Raw genomic sequence first — 16,135 nt, forward strand, 5'->3', positions numbered from 1 at the left:
AATTGATTAAAAGTCAACTGCTCTACCAGCTGAGCTAACGACCCAATCTTTCCTGTTGTTGCCTATGTCTTGGCAACGGCGGCATATAATACTCAGATTTTAATTCGACGCAACCCAAAACCCGTTTTTATTTTGATTTTTGTGTCAAAAAGCTATCAAGCGCTCAAAATCAACACAAATCGTGCATTATTCCTTCCATTTTAGGATGAGAAGTTTGTGTGCAGTGGTGATTATATAAACAATGTACGTGCATAAAAAGATGAAAAAAAACCTCTCAAAGAGAGGTTTTTTATTACAGACTATTTAATCTAGACTCGGCCAAGCGTTTTGCTGACGAAGACGGATATTCATTTATTACCTGTTCAAACAGTTTTTTTGCCGTAGCAACATCCCCTCTTCGTTCGGCAATAACACCGAGTTTTAACAATGCATCGGGCCGTTTACCTGAATCGGTAAAACGGGTAGACACTATGTTAAATTGCTCCGTAGCTTCATCCCACATTTGTTTATTAAATAATAATTGTCCAAGCCAGTAATGTGAATTAGGCGCATATTCACTGTTAGGAAATCTATCAATAAACGACTGAAATGCAGGTATTGCTTTGTCGTATTCACGAGACTTAAGAATAAGGTTAACCGCACTATTGTAGGCGTCTTCTTCCCCTTCTTGAGGGGCTTGAGAAACACCGCTAGTAGGTTGGCTCAACGTCGACGTTGATGATGAGGCTGCTGCCCCTGCATCGGCAACACCACCTTGCTTAAGCGCCTCTACACGCTTGTCTATCTCTAGGTATAGTTCGCGCTGACGCTCAAGTACTTTTTCAAGCTCATTGGTATTTAGCTCTACTGAGCCTCGTAACTGATCGACTTCACTTTGCATATTGTCTAATTGCGACTGCAAACGATGTTGCATTTCAGTACGGCTTTTAACAATACGTTCTAATACCACAATTCTCTGCTCGAGACTTGTTGCATCAGTCGCGTTAACAACAGGTGCTTGCGCAAACACGTTGCTCGAAACAGCAAGGGTGACACTGACCATGACACCCCGTTTAACCGATTGAATTATGGTCGTAGTCATTAGCGGTAAACAACCACTCCGCGACGATTTTGCGCGAATGCATATTCAGTTGACCCCATTACCGCAGGCTTCTCTTCACCGTAAGAAACTACCATAATTTGACTGCTGCTAACGCCAGCGTTCATTAAGTAGGTTTCCACAGACTGTGCACGTCGCTCACCTAGCGCAATGTTATATTCTGGCGTACCACGGCTATCGGTATGGCCTTCAATGGTTACTTTAACATCGGCATTCTTTACTAGGAACGCTGCGTGTTTATCAAGTAAACGTTGGAACTCAGGCTTAATGCTTGCGCGATCAAAATCGAAATAAACGGTTTGTTCGTTTTTAAGCGCTTCCATCTCTTGCTGAACCATTTCTTCAGCACGCTTCATGCGTTGTGCAGCTTCTGCTTGCACACGGCTAGCTTCTACTTCACGGGCTTGTTCTTCAGCTTGGGCTTGTTCTTGTGCAAGACGATTGCGTTCTGCCGCCAATTCTTCTTCACTAGGACCCGACGAACAAGCCATCATGGTCACCACTGGCAAAGCGATAATGAAGCTTTTCATTACTTTATTCATTTGCATCCTACTAATCCTTAAATGTTATTGTTTACTGTATCAATTGTTAGAACAAAAATGGTGACCAACTTGGCGATTTAACTTGTCCATTGGCTGCTGGCAACCTAGCTTTAAAACGCCCATCAAGAGAGACAAGTGACAATACTTGCGTGCCCTCATGTAGGGTGCTGTAAATAATCATACTTCCATTTGGTGCCACACTCGGTGACTCATCAAGGTACGTGCGTGTAAGTACTTGAGGGGAACCACCGTCTAGCGCTTGTTTCGCAATATGGTAATTACCGTTTGTTTGGTTCACTACTACCATTTGCTCGCCATCAGGCGTTAATGTTGCGCCAAGGTTCTGTTCACCTACAAAAGTCACACGTCGCACCTTGTTCGAATTTAAATTTACGCTATATATCTGAGGTTTACCACCCCGTTCAGAGCTAAAAATTAATCCGCTACCGTCTGGTAACCATGAAGGCTCTGTATCAATTGCCCTATTTCTGGTTACTCTGCGTAAATTTTTTGTTGAAAGATCCATAACATAGATCTCTGGATTACCATCTTTGGATAACACCATAGCAAGTTGCTTTCCATCTGGCGAAAACGCTGGGCTTCCATTTATCCCGCGAAAATCCGTTACTTTGGTCCGTGAACTCGTGTAGATATCCTGAATAAATATTTGAGGTCGACGATTCTCGAAACTGACATAGGCTAACTTTTCACCATCTGGCGACCACACTGGTGACATCAGCGGCTCCGGTGACGATAACAAACGGGTCTCGTTTTCACCATCATAATCGGCTATAACCAACTGATAGGGCTTTTCAAATGTATCCCGGTCCCGAACAATTACATAGGCAATGCGGGTTAAAAAGGCACCACGCACACCGGTTAATTTTTCGTAGACTACGTCGCTTATCCTGTGAGCATACTGGCGAAAGTCATTACTGTTGATAATCGCTTTACGCGCTGCGATAACATGATCATTGCTGGTTTTAAGTTCACCGTTTTGCAGGACTTGGGATTGACCACCATCTAACTGCCCTTTTAACACATCAATCAACTGATAATTCACCACATATTTACTAGGACCTTGGGCTTCAATACTGCCCACTAGCACAGTATCTACGCCTAAATTTGCCCATGCTGAATAATCTACGTCGTCGGCGGTTTCTGGAAACTGTGGCATCTTACTCGGTTGCACAGGGCTAAATTTACCGCTGCGCATTAAGTCTGCCATTACCACTTCCGATATTTCGCCGGGTAAGACGCCTTCGCCTTTCCATTTAAACGGCACCACCCCAATTGGTCTAGCGCTGTCCATGCCTTCCGTTATCACTATCTCCAAAGTAGCAAACACCTTGGCACTAAACACCATTACGATGGCGGCTACCCATAAACCTGTTCTTTTCATTACACTACAGTTCCACTTTTAAGTTGATATCTTTGAGCTGCTCATAAACATCGGCGGCATCAGACACAGGAAGCTCTTCGGCTCGTCTTACCGCACTCTCCGCTGCACGACACAGCGCATCATGTCCACCGAGTATACGAATACTGGTGACAAAGCCTGTGGTAGCTAGCTTTATGTTTAGGCGACATACTTTGCCTTTAAAACTGTCGTCATAATACAAATTCCGCTTAATGGTTTGTTGAATAAGCGCGGTATATCGCTCGACTTCCGTTAACACCTGAGCGCGACGCCGCTGTTGCTGGGCCGCTTGTTCCTGTGCTAACTGCTCTTGCATAATTCTTTCCATTTCCGCTTTTTCGGCGGCATCTTTACGCTTTTGTTCGGCCTCAGCTTTCGCTTTACGCTCTCGTTCTTTGCGTTCTTGCGCTTTTTGAGCGGCAAGTCGTTCCAATTCTTTTTGCCGCTTTACTTCGGCTTCTTGTGCTTGGCGCTTTTCCTTAGCGCGCTTGGCGGCCGCCGCTTGCTGACGTTTCTTTTCAGCAGCTTGTTGTTGCTCCCGCTTGCGTGCATCTTCATTGGCTTTCGCTTGCGCTTCAGCCTGCGCTTGTTCTCGCTTAGTATCCGCTATCGCTTGCGCATCTATGAAGGTGGCTTCGATAACCGGTGCGTTCGCCGCTAAATGAAGCGACGGCGTTGGCGAGAAACTGACGCTGATTAGCAACACCGCAGCAACAATAGCATGTAAGCCAATGGATTTATAAATGGCAACAGATGAAGCTGTCATAGCGGCATCTACTCGGGTTCTACAGGGTCAGTCATTAACCCTACCGAGGGCACGCCAGCACCTTGAAGCAATACCATTAATTGAATTACCTCATTGTAAGCCACTTGCCCATCACCTTTTACGACTACAGGCGTATTCGGTTCTTTTTGTATTTGTGCCTGAACTAAAGCGGCCAACTCGTCTTTTTCTAATGGGCTTTCTTGGTTATCGCCTACATTTAGAAAATACCGACCTTTCACATCTACCGACGCAATAATCGGAGGATTGTCCTCTTGTTCAATTGGGTTCGCACTGGCTTTCGGTAAGTCTACTTTTACGCCCTGGGAAATTAGGGGAGCCGTCACCATAAAAATAATAAGTAACACCAACATCACGTCGATGTAGGGTACTACGTTAATTTCAGAAACCGGCCTACGGCGCTTTCTCACATACATAACACGTCCTCTTTCATCAATGAGTAACCACTAACCCTATTGAGCTTGTGGCTGTTGCGCTTGTGCAGATACGGCTTGACGATGCAATATGGCCGAAAACTCTTCCATAAAATTACCGTAATTATTTTCCAGCTTTTCAACTTGATGACTAAAACGGTTATAGGCAATTACAGCGGGGATAGCGGCAAATAAACCAATTGCAGTGGCAATAAGGGCTTCCGCTATACCTGGCGCCACCATGGCAAGGGTAGCTTGTTGTACTTCGCCTAAGGCAATAAACGCATTCATAATGCCCCATACGGTGCCAAACAAACCAATGTAAGGGCTAATAGAACCCGCTGTCGCTAAAAAAGGTAAACGACTTTCAAGCTCTTCTACTTGCCGAGACATAGTCACTCGCATGGCGCGGTAAGTACCGTCGACTATGGCGTTGGTGCCCGTATTTGATTTACGCAGGCGAACGAATTCCTTAAAACCTGAACAAAATATACTGCCCATGCCCGTTAAGTTGGTACGCGCAGACAGTTCTTGATAAAGGCGATTTAGATCCGCACCAGACCAAAATTTATCTTCAAATTGACGCATTTCTTCTCGCGCACCTGACAGCGCTCTACTACGCTGAAATATAAAAGTCCATGAGGCAACCGAAACGCCAAGTAACAGCAACATCACCAGCTGCACAATGAAACTGGCCTGTAAAAATAGTCCGATAAAAGTAAGATCAGATGACACGAGAAATTTCCCCTAACAAAGTTCGTGGTAGCCGTCTGGGTTTCATAGTATCCAGACTGACACATGCAACCTGAATATCCGCAGATACCAAGGTCACATCTTGTTTATTTTTAATGCGTTGTTGAAACGTCATGCTAGCGCCCTTCAATTCTACAACCTGAGATTCAATACTCAACAGGTCATTAAACCTAGCAGGCGCATAGTTATGCATTTCAACGCGTTTGACGACAAATGCGATAGATTGTTCCATTAATATGTCTTGTTCGAATCCTAGGGCTCTAAGCCACTCGGTACGTGCCCTTTCCATAAACTTTAGATAGTTTGCGTAATACACAATACCACCAGCATCAGTATCTTCGTAATACACCCGCACTTGATGACGATGCATAACTATTCCTTCACCTTCAATAAAAATAATCAATAATGATAACTTTCAGCAATATAACACGAACATTAAACGCATAAAACATGCTCTACACACCAAAGCCAGACTAACACTTTAATACTTTCATGACCTAATATTAACAGGCTATAAACACATTAGTTAATCTAATCCAAAACAACAATTTTACTCAATTGCTTAATGCCCAACAAAACCTATAATGCATCACATCGGTCGTACAGAACGTAATGGTGTTTAACACGGTTATGTTAACGTTTTTCCTGTAAGACATGAGTTCCCTGGATTTATTTCCTTTAACACTTGTTGTTTTAGCCCGCTCATTGAGCGGGCTTTTTTTTGTCTAAATAAAAGTGCATAGAGAAAAAAGATGAGAAACAGTACTAGCACCTAAGCGCTAGTGCTTGTTGCTGTCTCTGTGAGGTCGCTTATGCGGTTGGCGTGAAACCAAAGTGCAAGTAGGCCCGTTGTGACACTATGCGTCCACGAGGAGTACGTTGTAGGAAGCCTTGCTGAATAAGAAAGGGTTCAATAACATCTTCAATCGTCTCTTTTTCTTCGCCAATGGCTGCGGCTAAATTGTCTAACCCTACTGGACCGCCATCAAATTTCTCTATAATGGCACAAAGCAATTTCCGATCCATGTAATCGAAACCTTCTTTGTCTACGTCCAGCATATCCAGCGCCTTTGCAGCGGTTTCAATGCCTACCGTACCATCAGATTTAATTTCTGCGTAATCTCGAACTCGGCGCAATAGCCTGTTGGCAATACGCGGTGTACCTCTAGAGCGACGGGCAATTTCTTGTGCGCCTTCTGCGCTCATATCTAAATTTAAGTAACTGGCACTGCGTGCAACAATGGTGGTGAGATCTTTAACCGAATAAAACTCTAACCGCTGCACTATACCAAAACGGTCTCGCAGGGGCGAAGTAAGCGAACCTGCACGGGTTGTTGCTCCCACTAACGTGAAAGGTGGCAAATCTAACTTAATAGAACGCGCGGCTGGCCCCTCACCTATCATGATATCTAATTGATAGTCTTCCATGGCAGGATACAGAATTTCTTCCACAACAGGGCTTAGGCGATGGATTTCATCAATGAACAGTACATCATTACGTTCAAGGTTAGTCAGTAGTGCGGCTAAATCGCCCGCTTTTTCAAGTACCGGGCCTGATGTGGTTTTAATACTCACATCCATTTCATTGGCAACGATATTCGCCAAGGTGGTTTTACCTAACCCTGGAGGGCCAAATATTAATAGATGGTCAAGGGCATCGTCACGCTTTCTGGCCGCCTGAATAAAAATTTCCATTTGCTCGCACACATGGGGCTGACCAGTATAATCATCAAGCATTTTAGGGCGAATAGCACGATCGATAACTTCATCTTCGGTACTCGCATCGGGCGTTATCAGTCTGTCAGCTTCTATCATTAGGGCTCTGCTTTAATTAAAATCGGCAACATATGTGTATCGCTCTTGGCCTACTTGCGCTTTTGTCATTTTAGCCTTGGCACATTCTAGCTTAGGATTATTTTAACCTTGAATAAATAAGGTTCAAATAGCAGCTTTTAAGGCTTCTCGAATAAGCGACTCGCTTTCCATGCCTTCTTTATACACACTGTCTATTAATTTGCTGGCCTGCGCAGGTTTATAACCTAATGCCACCAGCGCACTTTGTGCATCTTCTCTCGTGTCGTTTACTTCTACTAGGGTATTGGTGTTAAGTAGGTCTGAGCTTGGTGGCGGAATAGTAATACTTTGTACTTTGCCAAACTTCGCCAATCTGTCTTTTAATTCAACCACTAACCTTTCAGCTGTTTTCTTACCAATGCCCGGTAAGCTCACTAGTGCAGAAACGTCTGCGTTTTGAACCGCAGACAAAAACTGACCTGCAGACATGCCCGATAATATAGTTAGCCCTAGTTTAGGACCAACCCCATTGGCTTTTATGAGTTCACGGAACAAGCCTCGTTCCATTTTATCAGCAAAACCGAACAGTAACTGCGCGTCTTCTCGTACTACAAAATGGGTATACACAACGACTTCTTCACCCACGGCCGGCAATTGATAAAAGCTGGTCATTGGCATATGAATCTCATAGCCTACCCCGTTTGCATCTACTAAAATTTCCGGGGGCTGTTTTTCGGCCAATGTACCGCGAATACGTCCAATCATGACTGCTCTCTTACAGGGTATTTTCCCACTTTAGGGGAATAAAGCGAATAGGAAGGTTCTATTAGTTACAAAAAAGTGGTTACCGCAATACGTGTTTTTAACAGCACTTGTCGCGTGCAAAGCAATTAACGTAAACGGCCTCGCACGGTTTTACGTGCTTGCCCCGCCATATTTATTAGGCTTTGCTCGGTATGGGCATGACATAGCGCCACAGCAAGGGCATCGGCAGCATCAGCTTGGGGTGTGCCACTTAAACTCAACAAGTGTTTCACCATGTGCTGCACTTGCGTTTTATCTGCACTCCCCTTGCCTACTACTGCCTGTTTAATTTGCCTAGCAGAGTATTCTGCTACTGGCAATTCACCTTGAGTGGCTGCCACAATAGCGGCGCCGCGGGCTTGCCCCAACTTTAATGCAGAGTCGGGATTTTTTGCCATAAACACTTGCTCAATAGCAAACTGCGCAGGGTTGTACTGACGAATAATATCGCTAATACCGGTATAGATATTGGCTAGTCTAGACGGCAAATCAGCCGTTCCTACGCGAATACAACCGCTCGCCACATACACAAGTTTACCCTGCTTACGCTCAATAACGCCGTAGCCTGTAACCCTAGAACCTGGATCTATACCCAGTATAACCATTAAGGTACGTTTGGTACAAACATTGATACCGCCTCTTTGTTTGAAGGCGACCAAAGTCGCGCTAATGCTTGTGCTTTATCTACCCACTCATACTGCAAATGTTCAGTAAGCACCAACGGTAAGGTACTGTCTACTTGAAGAGAAAAAACGTGTTCGGTGTTAAACCGTGTTCCGGGGGGATATCGATGCAACCAGCGATTGCGTATTTCGTATTGGTTTTGTCTATTGTGATTAAACATTTCAATAGAAAGCTGTTTAGCATCAATTCCTGTTTCTTCCGCCACTTCTCGGTACGCGGTTTCAATAGGTAACTCACCATCTTCCATCGCGCCGGTAACTGACTGCCAAAATTCAGGGTCGTCATTGCGTTGCAGCAAAAGTACCTTGTGGTGCTGATCGTACAGCACCACAAGGACTGACTCGGGCTTTTTATAAGCCATCGTTTACGACGGCTTTTTTACCGTTGCAATCGCCAACTCTTCCAACTGCTTTGGATTCGCAGGGCTTGGCGCAGATGTTAATGGGCATGCCGCTGTCGTGGTTTTAGGGAATGCCATGACATCACGAATTGACGTCGCGCCCGTCATTAGCATCACTAAGCGATCTAGTCCAAACGCTAAACCTGCGTGAGGCGGTGCACCAAAGCGTAAGGCTTCAAGTAAGAAGCCGAACTTGTTCTTCGCTTCTTCTTCATCAATACCCAATATGCCAAATACGGCAGATTGCATTTCTTCGTTGTGAATACGTACTGAACCACCACCAAGCTCGCAACCGTTTAATACCATGTCGTAGGCATCAGACAATGCGCCAACAGGGTTGGCTTTAAGTTCTTCTGCGGTTAAGCCGCGAGGTGCGGTAAACGGATGGTGTATAGCATGAAGCTGTCCATCGAACTCTTCGAACATAGGGAAATCGACAACCCACAACGGCTTCCACTCACCTTCTAATAGTTCAAAGTCTTCACCTAGTTTAAGGCGAAGTGCGCCCATGGCTTCGGTAACAACCGTGTTAGTGTCAGCACCAAATAACAAGATGTCGCCAGCTTGAGCACCAGTGCGCTGCAAAATACCGTCGGTAATATCTTCACTTAAGAATTTAAGGATAGGTGATTGTAAACCTTCTTGGCCTGGTGCCATTTCGTTTACTTTCATCCACGCTAAGCCTTTCGCGCCGTAAATGCCTACGAACTTGGTGTACTCGTCAATTTGCTTACGAGACATGCTGGCACCGCCTGGTACACGAATAGCCGCAACACGACCTTTAGGATCGTTAGCAGGGCCACTGAATACTTTAAATTCAACAGTTTCAAGTAAGTCAGCAATATCGGTAAGCTCTAGCGGGTTACGTAAATCTGGCTTATCGCTACCAAAACGCTTCATTGCTTCTGCGTAAGTCATGCGTGGGAAATCGCCTAAATCTACGTTCAACATGGTGTTGAATAAGTCGCGGATCATGCTTTCAGTAATAGCCATTACGCCATCGGCATCTAAAAACGTGGTTTCGATATCGATTTGGGTAAATTCAGGTTGGCGATCGGCACGTAAATCTTCATCACGGAAGCATTTTACGATTTGATAGTATCTGTCCATGCCAGACATCATCAGCAATTGCTTAAACAACTGTGGCGATTGCGGTAATGCAAAGAACTCGCCTTTATGGGTACGGCTAGGCACCAAGTAATCGCGAGCACCTTCAGGTGTCGCTTTGGTCAAAATAGGGGTTTCAATATCTAAAAAGCCTTCGCCTTCTAAGAAACGACGTACTGCACCGGTTACTTTCGCGCGAAACTGTAAGCGTTGGCTCATAACAGGGCGACGCAAATCAAGGTACCGGTAGCGTAAACGCTGCTCTTCAGAGTTCTCTTGATTCCAATCAAGTGGCAGCGCATCAGAGCGATTGATGATTTCTAGGCCTGTGCCCAAAATCTCAATTTCGCCGGTACGCATGTCTTTATTAATTTGGCCTTCAGGGCGAGCACGTACTTTACCGGTAAGCTTCACGCAGAATTCACCGCGAAGTTTATTCGCTACGCTTAATACCTCTGGTAAATCAGGGTCGAATACCACTTGAACGATACCTTCGCGGTCTCGTAAGTCGATGAAGATAACGCCACCTAAATCACGGCGTTTGTTTACCCAACCACATAGGGTGATTTCTTGCCCAATGTATGATGAATCGATGTTCCCACAGTAATCTGTGCGCATGGTCGTTGACCCCTGATATTCTTATCTTGCGTTACACGATGGAAGGCAAACCCTTGAACCTGCTTGCCATTACTCTACAATGAGGCGATCGCGCCCCTTGCCATCATGCACTATGTGTTAAATTAAGGTCGCATAGTATAAACAAATGCGCAGTAAAGCCCAATGACAAATACAAACAATCCTGCAGTAACTAAATTATCAACTTCTTCGGCGCTACCCAAGGTATTTATTGGCTTGCCGCAGTGGCAGCATAGTCATTGGCCTAAAACTTGGTTTGCTAATTACCCGAAAAGTGACAATCAACTGGTTCATTACGCTAATGAGTGTAATACGGTTGAGGGAAATACGACCTTTTATTCTCTCCCCCATTCTGATGCGGTAGCACGCTGGGAGCAATCAGTAGGAAGCGATTTTTCGTTTACCTTCAAATTTAACCAACAAATTACCCACGTTCATCAATTATTGCACTGTGAAGATGAAGTAAATGAGCAATTACAAATTCTTGCGCCACTCAAGCACAAACTCGGTGTGATGCTGCTGCAACTTCCTGCAAGCTTTGGCCCTGAAAAACTAGAAAGGCTGGCTGCGTTTTTACACCATTTACCACGCCACATTACCGTTGCGGTTGAAGTCAGGCATTTGGCTTTTTTTGGTAAGGGCGATGAAGAAAAGAAATTGAATCAACTGTTAATTGAGCACAACGCTAACCGTATTATTATGGATACTCGCGCCTTGTTTACCGGCCCTGTTTCAAGGCTAGATACAGGGGCTAATACAAGGGCGAGCAACAGTGCGCTATTAAGTGAGGTACGACATAAAAAACCTAGAGTGCCGGTGAATGTGATTGCCACCGCGAATAACCCCGTCGTTCGTTTTGTAGGAAATGATACAGACGAAGATAATATTGCGTGCTTAACGCCTTGGGTAAATAAAATTCATCAATGGCGGCTAGAAGGAAAAAGCCCGTATTTCTTTTGTCATCGACCCGATAACAAAGATGCCCCGTGGTTGGCGCAGCAGTTTATTGATTTGTACAACCAAAAGCATGGTGATACGGCAATTCCTAACCTTGCCATTAAACAACAGCCGAGCCAAAACGCCTTGTTTTAGCATGCATTCTGATGCACATAAATTTCTTTAAAAATGCTGCTGTTTTACCTCTTTAAAATAGCAAAGCCGTGCACTATAAATTAAGAATATTAACTAGTGCTTATTCTTACCTTACTATAAGATGAAAGTTATTGAGACAGTCTCAATAGTAACTTTTTATTTAAGTGAAATAATTAATGGAATAATCAACGCTTGATCGCGAAACCTTGCGATTAAAAGCCCTAGAAAATTTAAATATTCTAGACACCAAACCCGACGCACAGCTAGATGCCGTTACCAAAGCAACCCAAGAATATTTTAAATGCAAAATTTGTTTGGTGAGCTTAATTGCCGAAGACAGACAATGGTTTAAGTCTCGCCAGTGTTTAGATGTGTCAGAAACACCGCGCAATATTTCATTTTGCACTTACGCGATAGCGGAAGAAGAATATTTGATTGTGACCGACGCAACAAAAGACAGCCGTTTTGCAGGCGGCCCCTTGGTTAAAGGTGAGCCTTACATTCGCTCTTATGCAGGCGCTATTCTTCGTTCAACCGATGGGTACGAGCTTGGCACCTTATGTGTTATTCATGATGAACCGAGAGAGTTTTCTGCTGAAGAAATTCTTATGTTAAAAGAGATGGCCAAGAAAGCGGAAACCATCATTAATGAGAATCAATGGTAGATTAACAATCGCTGACAAGGCTATAAAAGCCCACTAATCTAAATGAAAAAGCTGCCACATTGGGTGGCAGCTTTTACGCTTCAAAGATACTTCCAGTGCAGATCGTACTAGCGAAAGTCTCCTGCATCTAAGTCATGCTTCTTCATTAACTTATGCATATCGGTTCGGTTACGACCGGCTAGCTCAGCTGCACGGGTCACGTTTCCATCCGTCATTTTCAAAAGCTTGTTCAAGTACTGTTGTTCGAAGGCATCGCGGGCTTCGGTCAGCGTTGGCCAACTTTGCTTAGTGGCTGATAGTGCTTGCTCTACAAGATGCAGAGGCACTACTGGAGTTTGTGTTAACGCAACACATTGCTCTACCACGTTCACCAATTGACGCACGTTTCCTGGCCAAGATGATTTCACTAACAACTGCATTGCATCGTCTGAAAACTGGCTCACGTTCACACCATGACGCTGAGCACTTTGCTGTAACAATGAACGAGCGAGTAATGGAATATCTTCGCTACGCGCTTTCAACGATGGAAGCTTTAAGTTCACCACATTTAAACGGTAATATAAGTCTTCCCTGAAAGTGCCCTCTTCCATTTCTTTGAGCAAATCTTTATGCGTTGCCGAGATAATACGAACATCGATATCTACATGCTTACTGCTGCCTACAGGCCTAATTTGACGCTCTTGTAATGCACGTAATAGTTTTACTTGTAGTGTCATTGGCATATCACCAATTTCATCTAAAAATAAAGTACCGCCATCGGCTTCTCGAAATAAACCTGGGTGAGCAGCTACCGCACCAGTAAAAGCACCTTTAGCGTGTCCGAATAACTCTGATTCAAGTAAGTTTTCTGGCAGTGCGCCACAGTTAATGGCAACAAACGGCTTGTCACGTCGGTCGCTTGCCTGATGCATGGCATTGGCAAGTAATTCTTTACCTGTACCACTTGCTCCGCTAATGAGTACACTGACTTCTCGTTGTGCAATCCGGTACGCTTGATCAAGTACATTAAGCATATCTTGAGAGCGAGTAACAATACTTTTCGCCCATTCACCGGGCTGAGCCGCTTGTGACTGACTTAATGCTTTTTGTAACAAGGTACGAAGTTCATCATGATCAACAGGCTTTGGAAGAAAACCAAATACGCCACGCTGAGTAGCCGCAACCGCGTCCGAAATAGTACCGTGGGCGGTCATTAAAATAACGGGAATATCTTTTCGAATACCCATGATTTCTTCAAATAAACTTAACCCGTCAAGGCCAGGCATGCGCAAATCACTGAGAACCACGTCAAAAGCATCATTTTGAAGCTTTCTTAACGCCGCATTACCATCTTCAACCGCAGTAACTTGATAACCTTCACCTTCTAAACGAATGGTTAAAAGGCGAAGTAAACTTTTATCATCATCAACCAACAATAAATGGGGTTTGTTCTTGCTACTTTCATTCATTGTTAGTTGTTCCTGTTTTTATCCATAAGTGTTGCTTCAATTTGGAGTAGTTCTTCTAGTTTTTTCTGCTGAGCTTTAAGCTCAGCATACAGCTTTTGTAATTCTTGACCTCGAAGGGTGTTTTCTTTGCTTAATACACTCAACGCAGACTCAAGTTCCATTAATTGTTTGTTTGGGTTACTTACCACAACGTCAATAACCAACGCGGCAGCGTCGGTAAATTCAGGCATTAAATCATCTATAGAAAGTTGGGCTCGTAGCCTGTCTTGATACGGGGTATCGCTGGATAAGGATAAAAGGTAAGCGTGAATTTTGTCTTTTTTCGATTGACCAAGCGCTGTCAATTGCGCTTTGCGTTCAATCCAAGGCGTAGCATCAGCTTCAAGCCAAACTTCCAACCAGTAAGCCATGTCGCAATTGTAATCAAAATTTTCAGGTTCTGAAGTGAACAGGCAAATATCGTCATCTACAGCCACTTCAACGATCTGGGGTGGAGAAACTTCAATTTTCTGTTCGATTGGCTGCTTAGACAACACACTGCAACCCGACATCATCGTCAGGGCCAGTATCATACAACTTATTCTCATTTTATTTTTCCTGTTGAGGAATCGTCACCCTAAAGCACACATCAGCATAATCAACATCGACAACTTGCACGTCGCCATGCATCAGTCGCGCACAATCCGCAACAATCGATAAACCTAATCCTGTGCCTATAACGTTGTCATTTCTCGGCTCTGCGCCACGGGTGAAAGGTTCAAACAGTGTTGCAACCGACTCTTTGGCAATCCGCTTGCCCCGATTTGCAACGTCCAATATAGCAAAGTTATTATCTAAATATATATGTACATTGATGGGTCGCCCTACAGCACCATGAGCTACTGCGTTAGACACCAAATTGTCGAGTATTCGTCGGAATAACTCTTCGTCAGTCCAAATATGACTGCTTTCTACCGATACCGTCACTTCACGTTCTTGTAACGCCAGTGCGTAATCACCCAAACATGCATCAACCAACTTCTTCGCATCAGTTTTAACAATGTCGGGCTGAGCTTGCTGTAATAACAAATTATAATCGAGTAATTTTTCGATTAGTGTGTTCAATCTTTGCGTACTTGCGCTAAGAAGCGACAATATTTCACGTTGAGGATCATTTAAATCGCCCACAACATTTTCCGATAATAAACTACATCCTTCTTTAATGCTGGCTAACGGTGTTTTCAACTCGTGAGCAGCATGCCGCAACAATGCTGTGCGTATATGTTCCAATTGACCAAGGCGATCGTACAGCCAATGCAGATCTTTCTCCACATCTATTAACTCTCGCGGAGCTTGGCGAGACAAAGGGGGAAGATCACCTTGTTGATGAGCCACTATGCGTATTATTTGCTTTAGTTTATTGACTGGATTAACAATCAGTTGGCTTCCTAATAGGATAAGCAGCAAAGAAACACTTACCAACATCGCCGTAGACCACGCCTGCTTTGCTTGCATCGCGTTTAAGTCATCTTGCTGCACTTTGACCCGTTCGGAAATAGCAAGTTCCACGTCGCCTCGAAGTTGTGAAACACTTCGTGAGACGTTAGCTAGATACGCATTAAGTAGGAGTTGATCTTCAATTATGCGGTAATCAGAAAGGTCGCCTAATTGTTCTGACAACCTCTCGCAGGTTCTCTGAACAGATAAGGCTTGGCAAAGATTATCAGCAGCCACGGCAAATTGATCGAGTGCATTATCGGATAAGGTGGCAACTTTTTCGGTGCGAATAACGGCGTATTGGCGAATACTTCGCTCTAAATCAACAACAGCACCATCCAGGCGCTGCATATCGCCCACAACATCAACCACATACCGGGTTTCCAGCGTGGTCATTTGCCCCACTTTAGCTAAGTCACTTTGACTTTGCCACAACAGCGCAATTAATGGAATTAACGCCAGCACGAAGCTACCTAGCGTTAGTTGACGTAATGAGCCTAGCTGAACCAGCCGTTCACCAAATGAAAATTTCTCAATCAGAGTGGTATTCCTTCAAACAAGTACCGGCAGGCGCATCTGCTAGGCTTTTATTTATTTTGCTCGCTGACTGCCGCTATTTACTAACGGCAGATTTTGCATTTCCCGGTGTCAGTTTACTTTTTGCTAATTCGTCTTCGGTTAATTTGCCATCTTCATTGTCGTCAATTAACCCGAAATTACGCAATAGTTCGGTGTGACGAACCGCTTCTTTTAGTGATATCAAACCGTCTTTATTAGTATCTAGCTGCTGCATTAACGTTTTCGCAGGTGACGCATGCGCTTCAACTACCGAAATAGTCTGTATCGCCGTGATAGTCATTAAAATCAGAAAAACCTTCTCTAGTCGTTTCATCATGAATCCTCCGCATTACTGCTTGTTTATAATTCCCTTAAACTAACTTCGATAACGCTGTTAACTCTGATTAGATAAGCTAAAATTGAGCCAAAAATACAATTAAACTATATATCATACACTTAC

Annotated in this window: 18 protein-coding genes; 2 read left to right on the forward strand and 16 right to left on the reverse strand. The window is 44.2% G+C overall.

The features are described 5' to 3' along the window. Positions 1-292: 292 nt before the first annotated feature. The 12 genes from ybgF to aspS form a co-directional block, all read right to left on the reverse strand. Positions 293-1,081, reverse strand: coding sequence for a tol-pal system protein YbgF (gene ybgF / locus AAC006_RS18955; protein WP_339892260.1), 789 nt, complete (start codon positions 1,079-1,081; stop codon positions 293-295). Further along, positions 1,081-1,647, reverse strand: coding sequence for a peptidoglycan-associated lipoprotein Pal (pal, locus tag AAC006_RS18960; protein WP_339892262.1), 567 nt, complete (start codon positions 1,645-1,647; stop codon positions 1,081-1,083). The genes ybgF and pal overlap by 1 nt, the downstream gene beginning before the upstream one ends. Positions 1,648-1,687: 40 nt before the next feature. Next, positions 1,688-3,007: a Tol-Pal system beta propeller repeat protein TolB gene (tolB, locus tag AAC006_RS18965; protein WP_339892285.1), complete on the reverse strand. Its 1,320-nt coding sequence runs from the start codon at positions 3,005-3,007 to the stop codon at positions 1,688-1,690. A 40-nt stretch (positions 3,008-3,047) separates the two neighbouring features. Beyond that, the gene (gene tolA, locus AAC006_RS18970) at positions 3,048-3,827 is read right to left on the reverse strand and encodes a cell envelope integrity protein TolA (RefSeq protein ID WP_339892263.1); all 780 of its coding nucleotides are present in this window, start codon (positions 3,825-3,827) and stop codon (positions 3,048-3,050) included. An 8-nt stretch (positions 3,828-3,835) separates the two neighbouring features. Further along, the gene (tolR, locus tag AAC006_RS18975) at positions 3,836-4,261 is read right to left on the reverse strand and encodes a protein TolR (protein ID WP_339892265.1); all 426 of its coding nucleotides are present in this window, start codon (positions 4,259-4,261) and stop codon (positions 3,836-3,838) included. 36 nt (positions 4,262-4,297) lie between these two features. After that, on the reverse strand, positions 4,298-4,993 hold the full coding sequence (tolQ, locus tag AAC006_RS18980) for a protein TolQ (RefSeq protein ID WP_339892267.1): 696 nt from the start codon (positions 4,991-4,993) through the stop codon (positions 4,298-4,300). After that, positions 4,983-5,381, reverse strand: coding sequence for a tol-pal system-associated acyl-CoA thioesterase (gene ybgC / locus AAC006_RS18985; protein ID WP_339892269.1), 399 nt, complete (start codon positions 5,379-5,381; stop codon positions 4,983-4,985). Before ybgC ends, tolQ begins: the two co-directional genes overlap by 11 nt. 440 nt (positions 5,382-5,821) lie before the next feature. Beyond that, entirely contained in the window at positions 5,822-6,826 is a 1,005-nt protein-coding gene (gene ruvB / locus AAC006_RS18990) for a Holliday junction branch migration DNA helicase RuvB (protein WP_339892271.1), read from the reverse strand. A 123-nt stretch (positions 6,827-6,949) separates the two neighbouring features. After that, the gene (gene ruvA / locus AAC006_RS18995; protein WP_339892273.1) at positions 6,950-7,570 is read right to left on the reverse strand and encodes a Holliday junction branch migration protein RuvA; all 621 of its coding nucleotides are present in this window, start codon (positions 7,568-7,570) and stop codon (positions 6,950-6,952) included. A gap of 125 nt (positions 7,571-7,695) precedes the next feature. Continuing rightward, entirely contained in the window at positions 7,696-8,214 is a 519-nt protein-coding gene (gene ruvC / locus AAC006_RS19000; RefSeq protein ID WP_013784876.1) for a crossover junction endodeoxyribonuclease RuvC, read from the reverse strand. After that, the gene (gene nudB, locus AAC006_RS19005) at positions 8,214-8,654 is read right to left on the reverse strand and encodes a dihydroneopterin triphosphate diphosphatase (protein ID WP_339892275.1); all 441 of its coding nucleotides are present in this window, start codon (positions 8,652-8,654) and stop codon (positions 8,214-8,216) included. The genes ruvC and nudB overlap by 1 nt, the downstream gene beginning before the upstream one ends. 3 nt (positions 8,655-8,657) lie before the next feature. After that, on the reverse strand, positions 8,658-10,418 hold the full coding sequence (gene aspS, locus AAC006_RS19010; protein ID WP_303459045.1) for an aspartate--tRNA ligase: 1,761 nt from the start codon (positions 10,416-10,418) through the stop codon (positions 8,658-8,660). A gap of 162 nt (positions 10,419-10,580) precedes the next feature. On the opposite strand from aspS, the gene AAC006_RS19015 reads away from it, so the two are divergent. Continuing rightward, a complete protein-coding gene (locus AAC006_RS19015) occupies positions 10,581-11,528 on the forward strand; it encodes a DUF72 domain-containing protein (protein ID WP_260563418.1) in 948 nt (315 codons plus the stop codon). Between the two features lie 206 nt (positions 11,529-11,734). Continuing rightward, positions 11,735-12,193: a GAF domain-containing protein gene (locus AAC006_RS19020; protein WP_126871862.1), complete on the forward strand. Its 459-nt coding sequence runs from the start codon at positions 11,735-11,737 to the stop codon at positions 12,191-12,193. Between the two features lie 107 nt (positions 12,194-12,300). On the opposite strand, the gene AAC006_RS19025 is transcribed toward AAC006_RS19020, so the two are convergent. The 4 genes from AAC006_RS19025 to AAC006_RS19040 all read right to left on the reverse strand — a co-directional run bounded on the left by AAC006_RS19025 (position 12,301) and on the right by AAC006_RS19040 (position 16,012). Then, entirely contained in the window at positions 12,301-13,641 is a 1,341-nt protein-coding gene (locus AAC006_RS19025; protein ID WP_057792972.1) for a sigma 54-interacting transcriptional regulator, read from the reverse strand. Positions 13,642-13,643: 2 nt separating this feature from the next. After that, the gene (locus AAC006_RS19030; RefSeq protein WP_126871863.1) at positions 13,644-14,228 is read right to left on the reverse strand and encodes a hypothetical protein; all 585 of its coding nucleotides are present in this window, start codon (positions 14,226-14,228) and stop codon (positions 13,644-13,646) included. A gap of 1 nt (position 14,229) precedes the next feature. Beyond that, positions 14,230-15,627, reverse strand: coding sequence for a HAMP domain-containing sensor histidine kinase (locus AAC006_RS19035; RefSeq protein WP_126871864.1), 1,398 nt, complete (start codon positions 15,625-15,627; stop codon positions 14,230-14,232). Positions 15,628-15,730: 103 nt separating this feature from the next. Further along, positions 15,731-16,012 (reverse strand): EF-hand domain-containing protein, encoded by a 282-nt coding sequence (locus AAC006_RS19040; protein ID WP_232043546.1) that lies wholly within the window; start codon positions 16,010-16,012, stop codon positions 15,731-15,733. Between the last annotated feature and the right edge of the window lie 123 nt (positions 16,013-16,135).

The sequence above is a fragment of the uncultured Alteromonas sp. genome, from assembly GCF_963976965.1.
Taxonomy (GTDB): domain Bacteria; phylum Pseudomonadota; class Gammaproteobacteria; order Enterobacterales; family Alteromonadaceae; genus Alteromonas; species Alteromonas naphthalenivorans.

Bases quoted from the DNA above. Each gene is read 5' to 3' on its own strand.
- ybgF (WP_339892260.1), bottom strand. From the start codon at position 1,081: ATGACTACGACCATAATTCAATCGGTTAAACGGGGTGTCATGGTCAGT.
- pal (WP_339892262.1), bottom strand. From the start codon at position 1,647: ATGCAAATGAATAAAGTAATGAAAAGCTTCATTATCGCTTTGCCAGTG.
- tolB (WP_339892285.1), bottom strand. From the start codon at position 3,007: ATGGTGTTTAGTGCCAAGGTGTTTGCTACTTTGGAGATAGTGATAACG.
- tolA (WP_339892263.1), bottom strand. From the start codon at position 3,827: ATGACAGCTTCATCTGTTGCCATTTATAAATCCATTGGCTTACATGCT.
- tolR (WP_339892265.1), bottom strand. From the start codon at position 4,261: ATGTATGTGAGAAAGCGCCGTAGGCCGGTTTCTGAAATTAACGTAGTA.
- ybgC (WP_339892269.1), bottom strand. From the start codon at position 5,381: ATGCATCGTCATCAAGTGCGGGTGTATTACGAAGATACTGATGCTGGT.
- ruvB (WP_339892271.1), bottom strand. From the start codon at position 6,826: ATGATAGAAGCTGACAGACTGATAACGCCCGATGCGAGTACCGAAGAT.
- ruvA (WP_339892273.1), bottom strand. From the start codon at position 7,570: ATGATTGGACGTATTCGCGGTACATTGGCCGAAAAACAGCCCCCGGAA.
- ruvC (WP_013784876.1), bottom strand. From the start codon at position 8,214: ATGGTTATACTGGGTATAGATCCAGGTTCTAGGGTTACAGGCTACGGC.
- nudB (WP_339892275.1), bottom strand. From the start codon at position 8,654: ATGGCTTATAAAAAGCCCGAGTCAGTCCTTGTGGTGCTGTACGATCAG.
- aspS (WP_303459045.1), bottom strand. From the start codon at position 10,418: ATGCGCACAGATTACTGTGGGAACATCGATTCATCATACATTGGGCAA.
- AAC006_RS19015 (WP_260563418.1), top strand. From the start codon at position 10,581: ATGACAAATACAAACAATCCTGCAGTAACTAAATTATCAACTTCTTCG.
- AAC006_RS19025 (WP_057792972.1), bottom strand. From the start codon at position 13,641: ATGAATGAAAGTAGCAAGAACAAACCCCATTTATTGTTGGTTGATGAT.
- AAC006_RS19030 (WP_126871863.1), bottom strand. From the start codon at position 14,228: ATGAGAATAAGTTGTATGATACTGGCCCTGACGATGATGTCGGGTTGC.
- AAC006_RS19040 (WP_232043546.1), bottom strand. From the start codon at position 16,012: ATGATGAAACGACTAGAGAAGGTTTTTCTGATTTTAATGACTATCACG.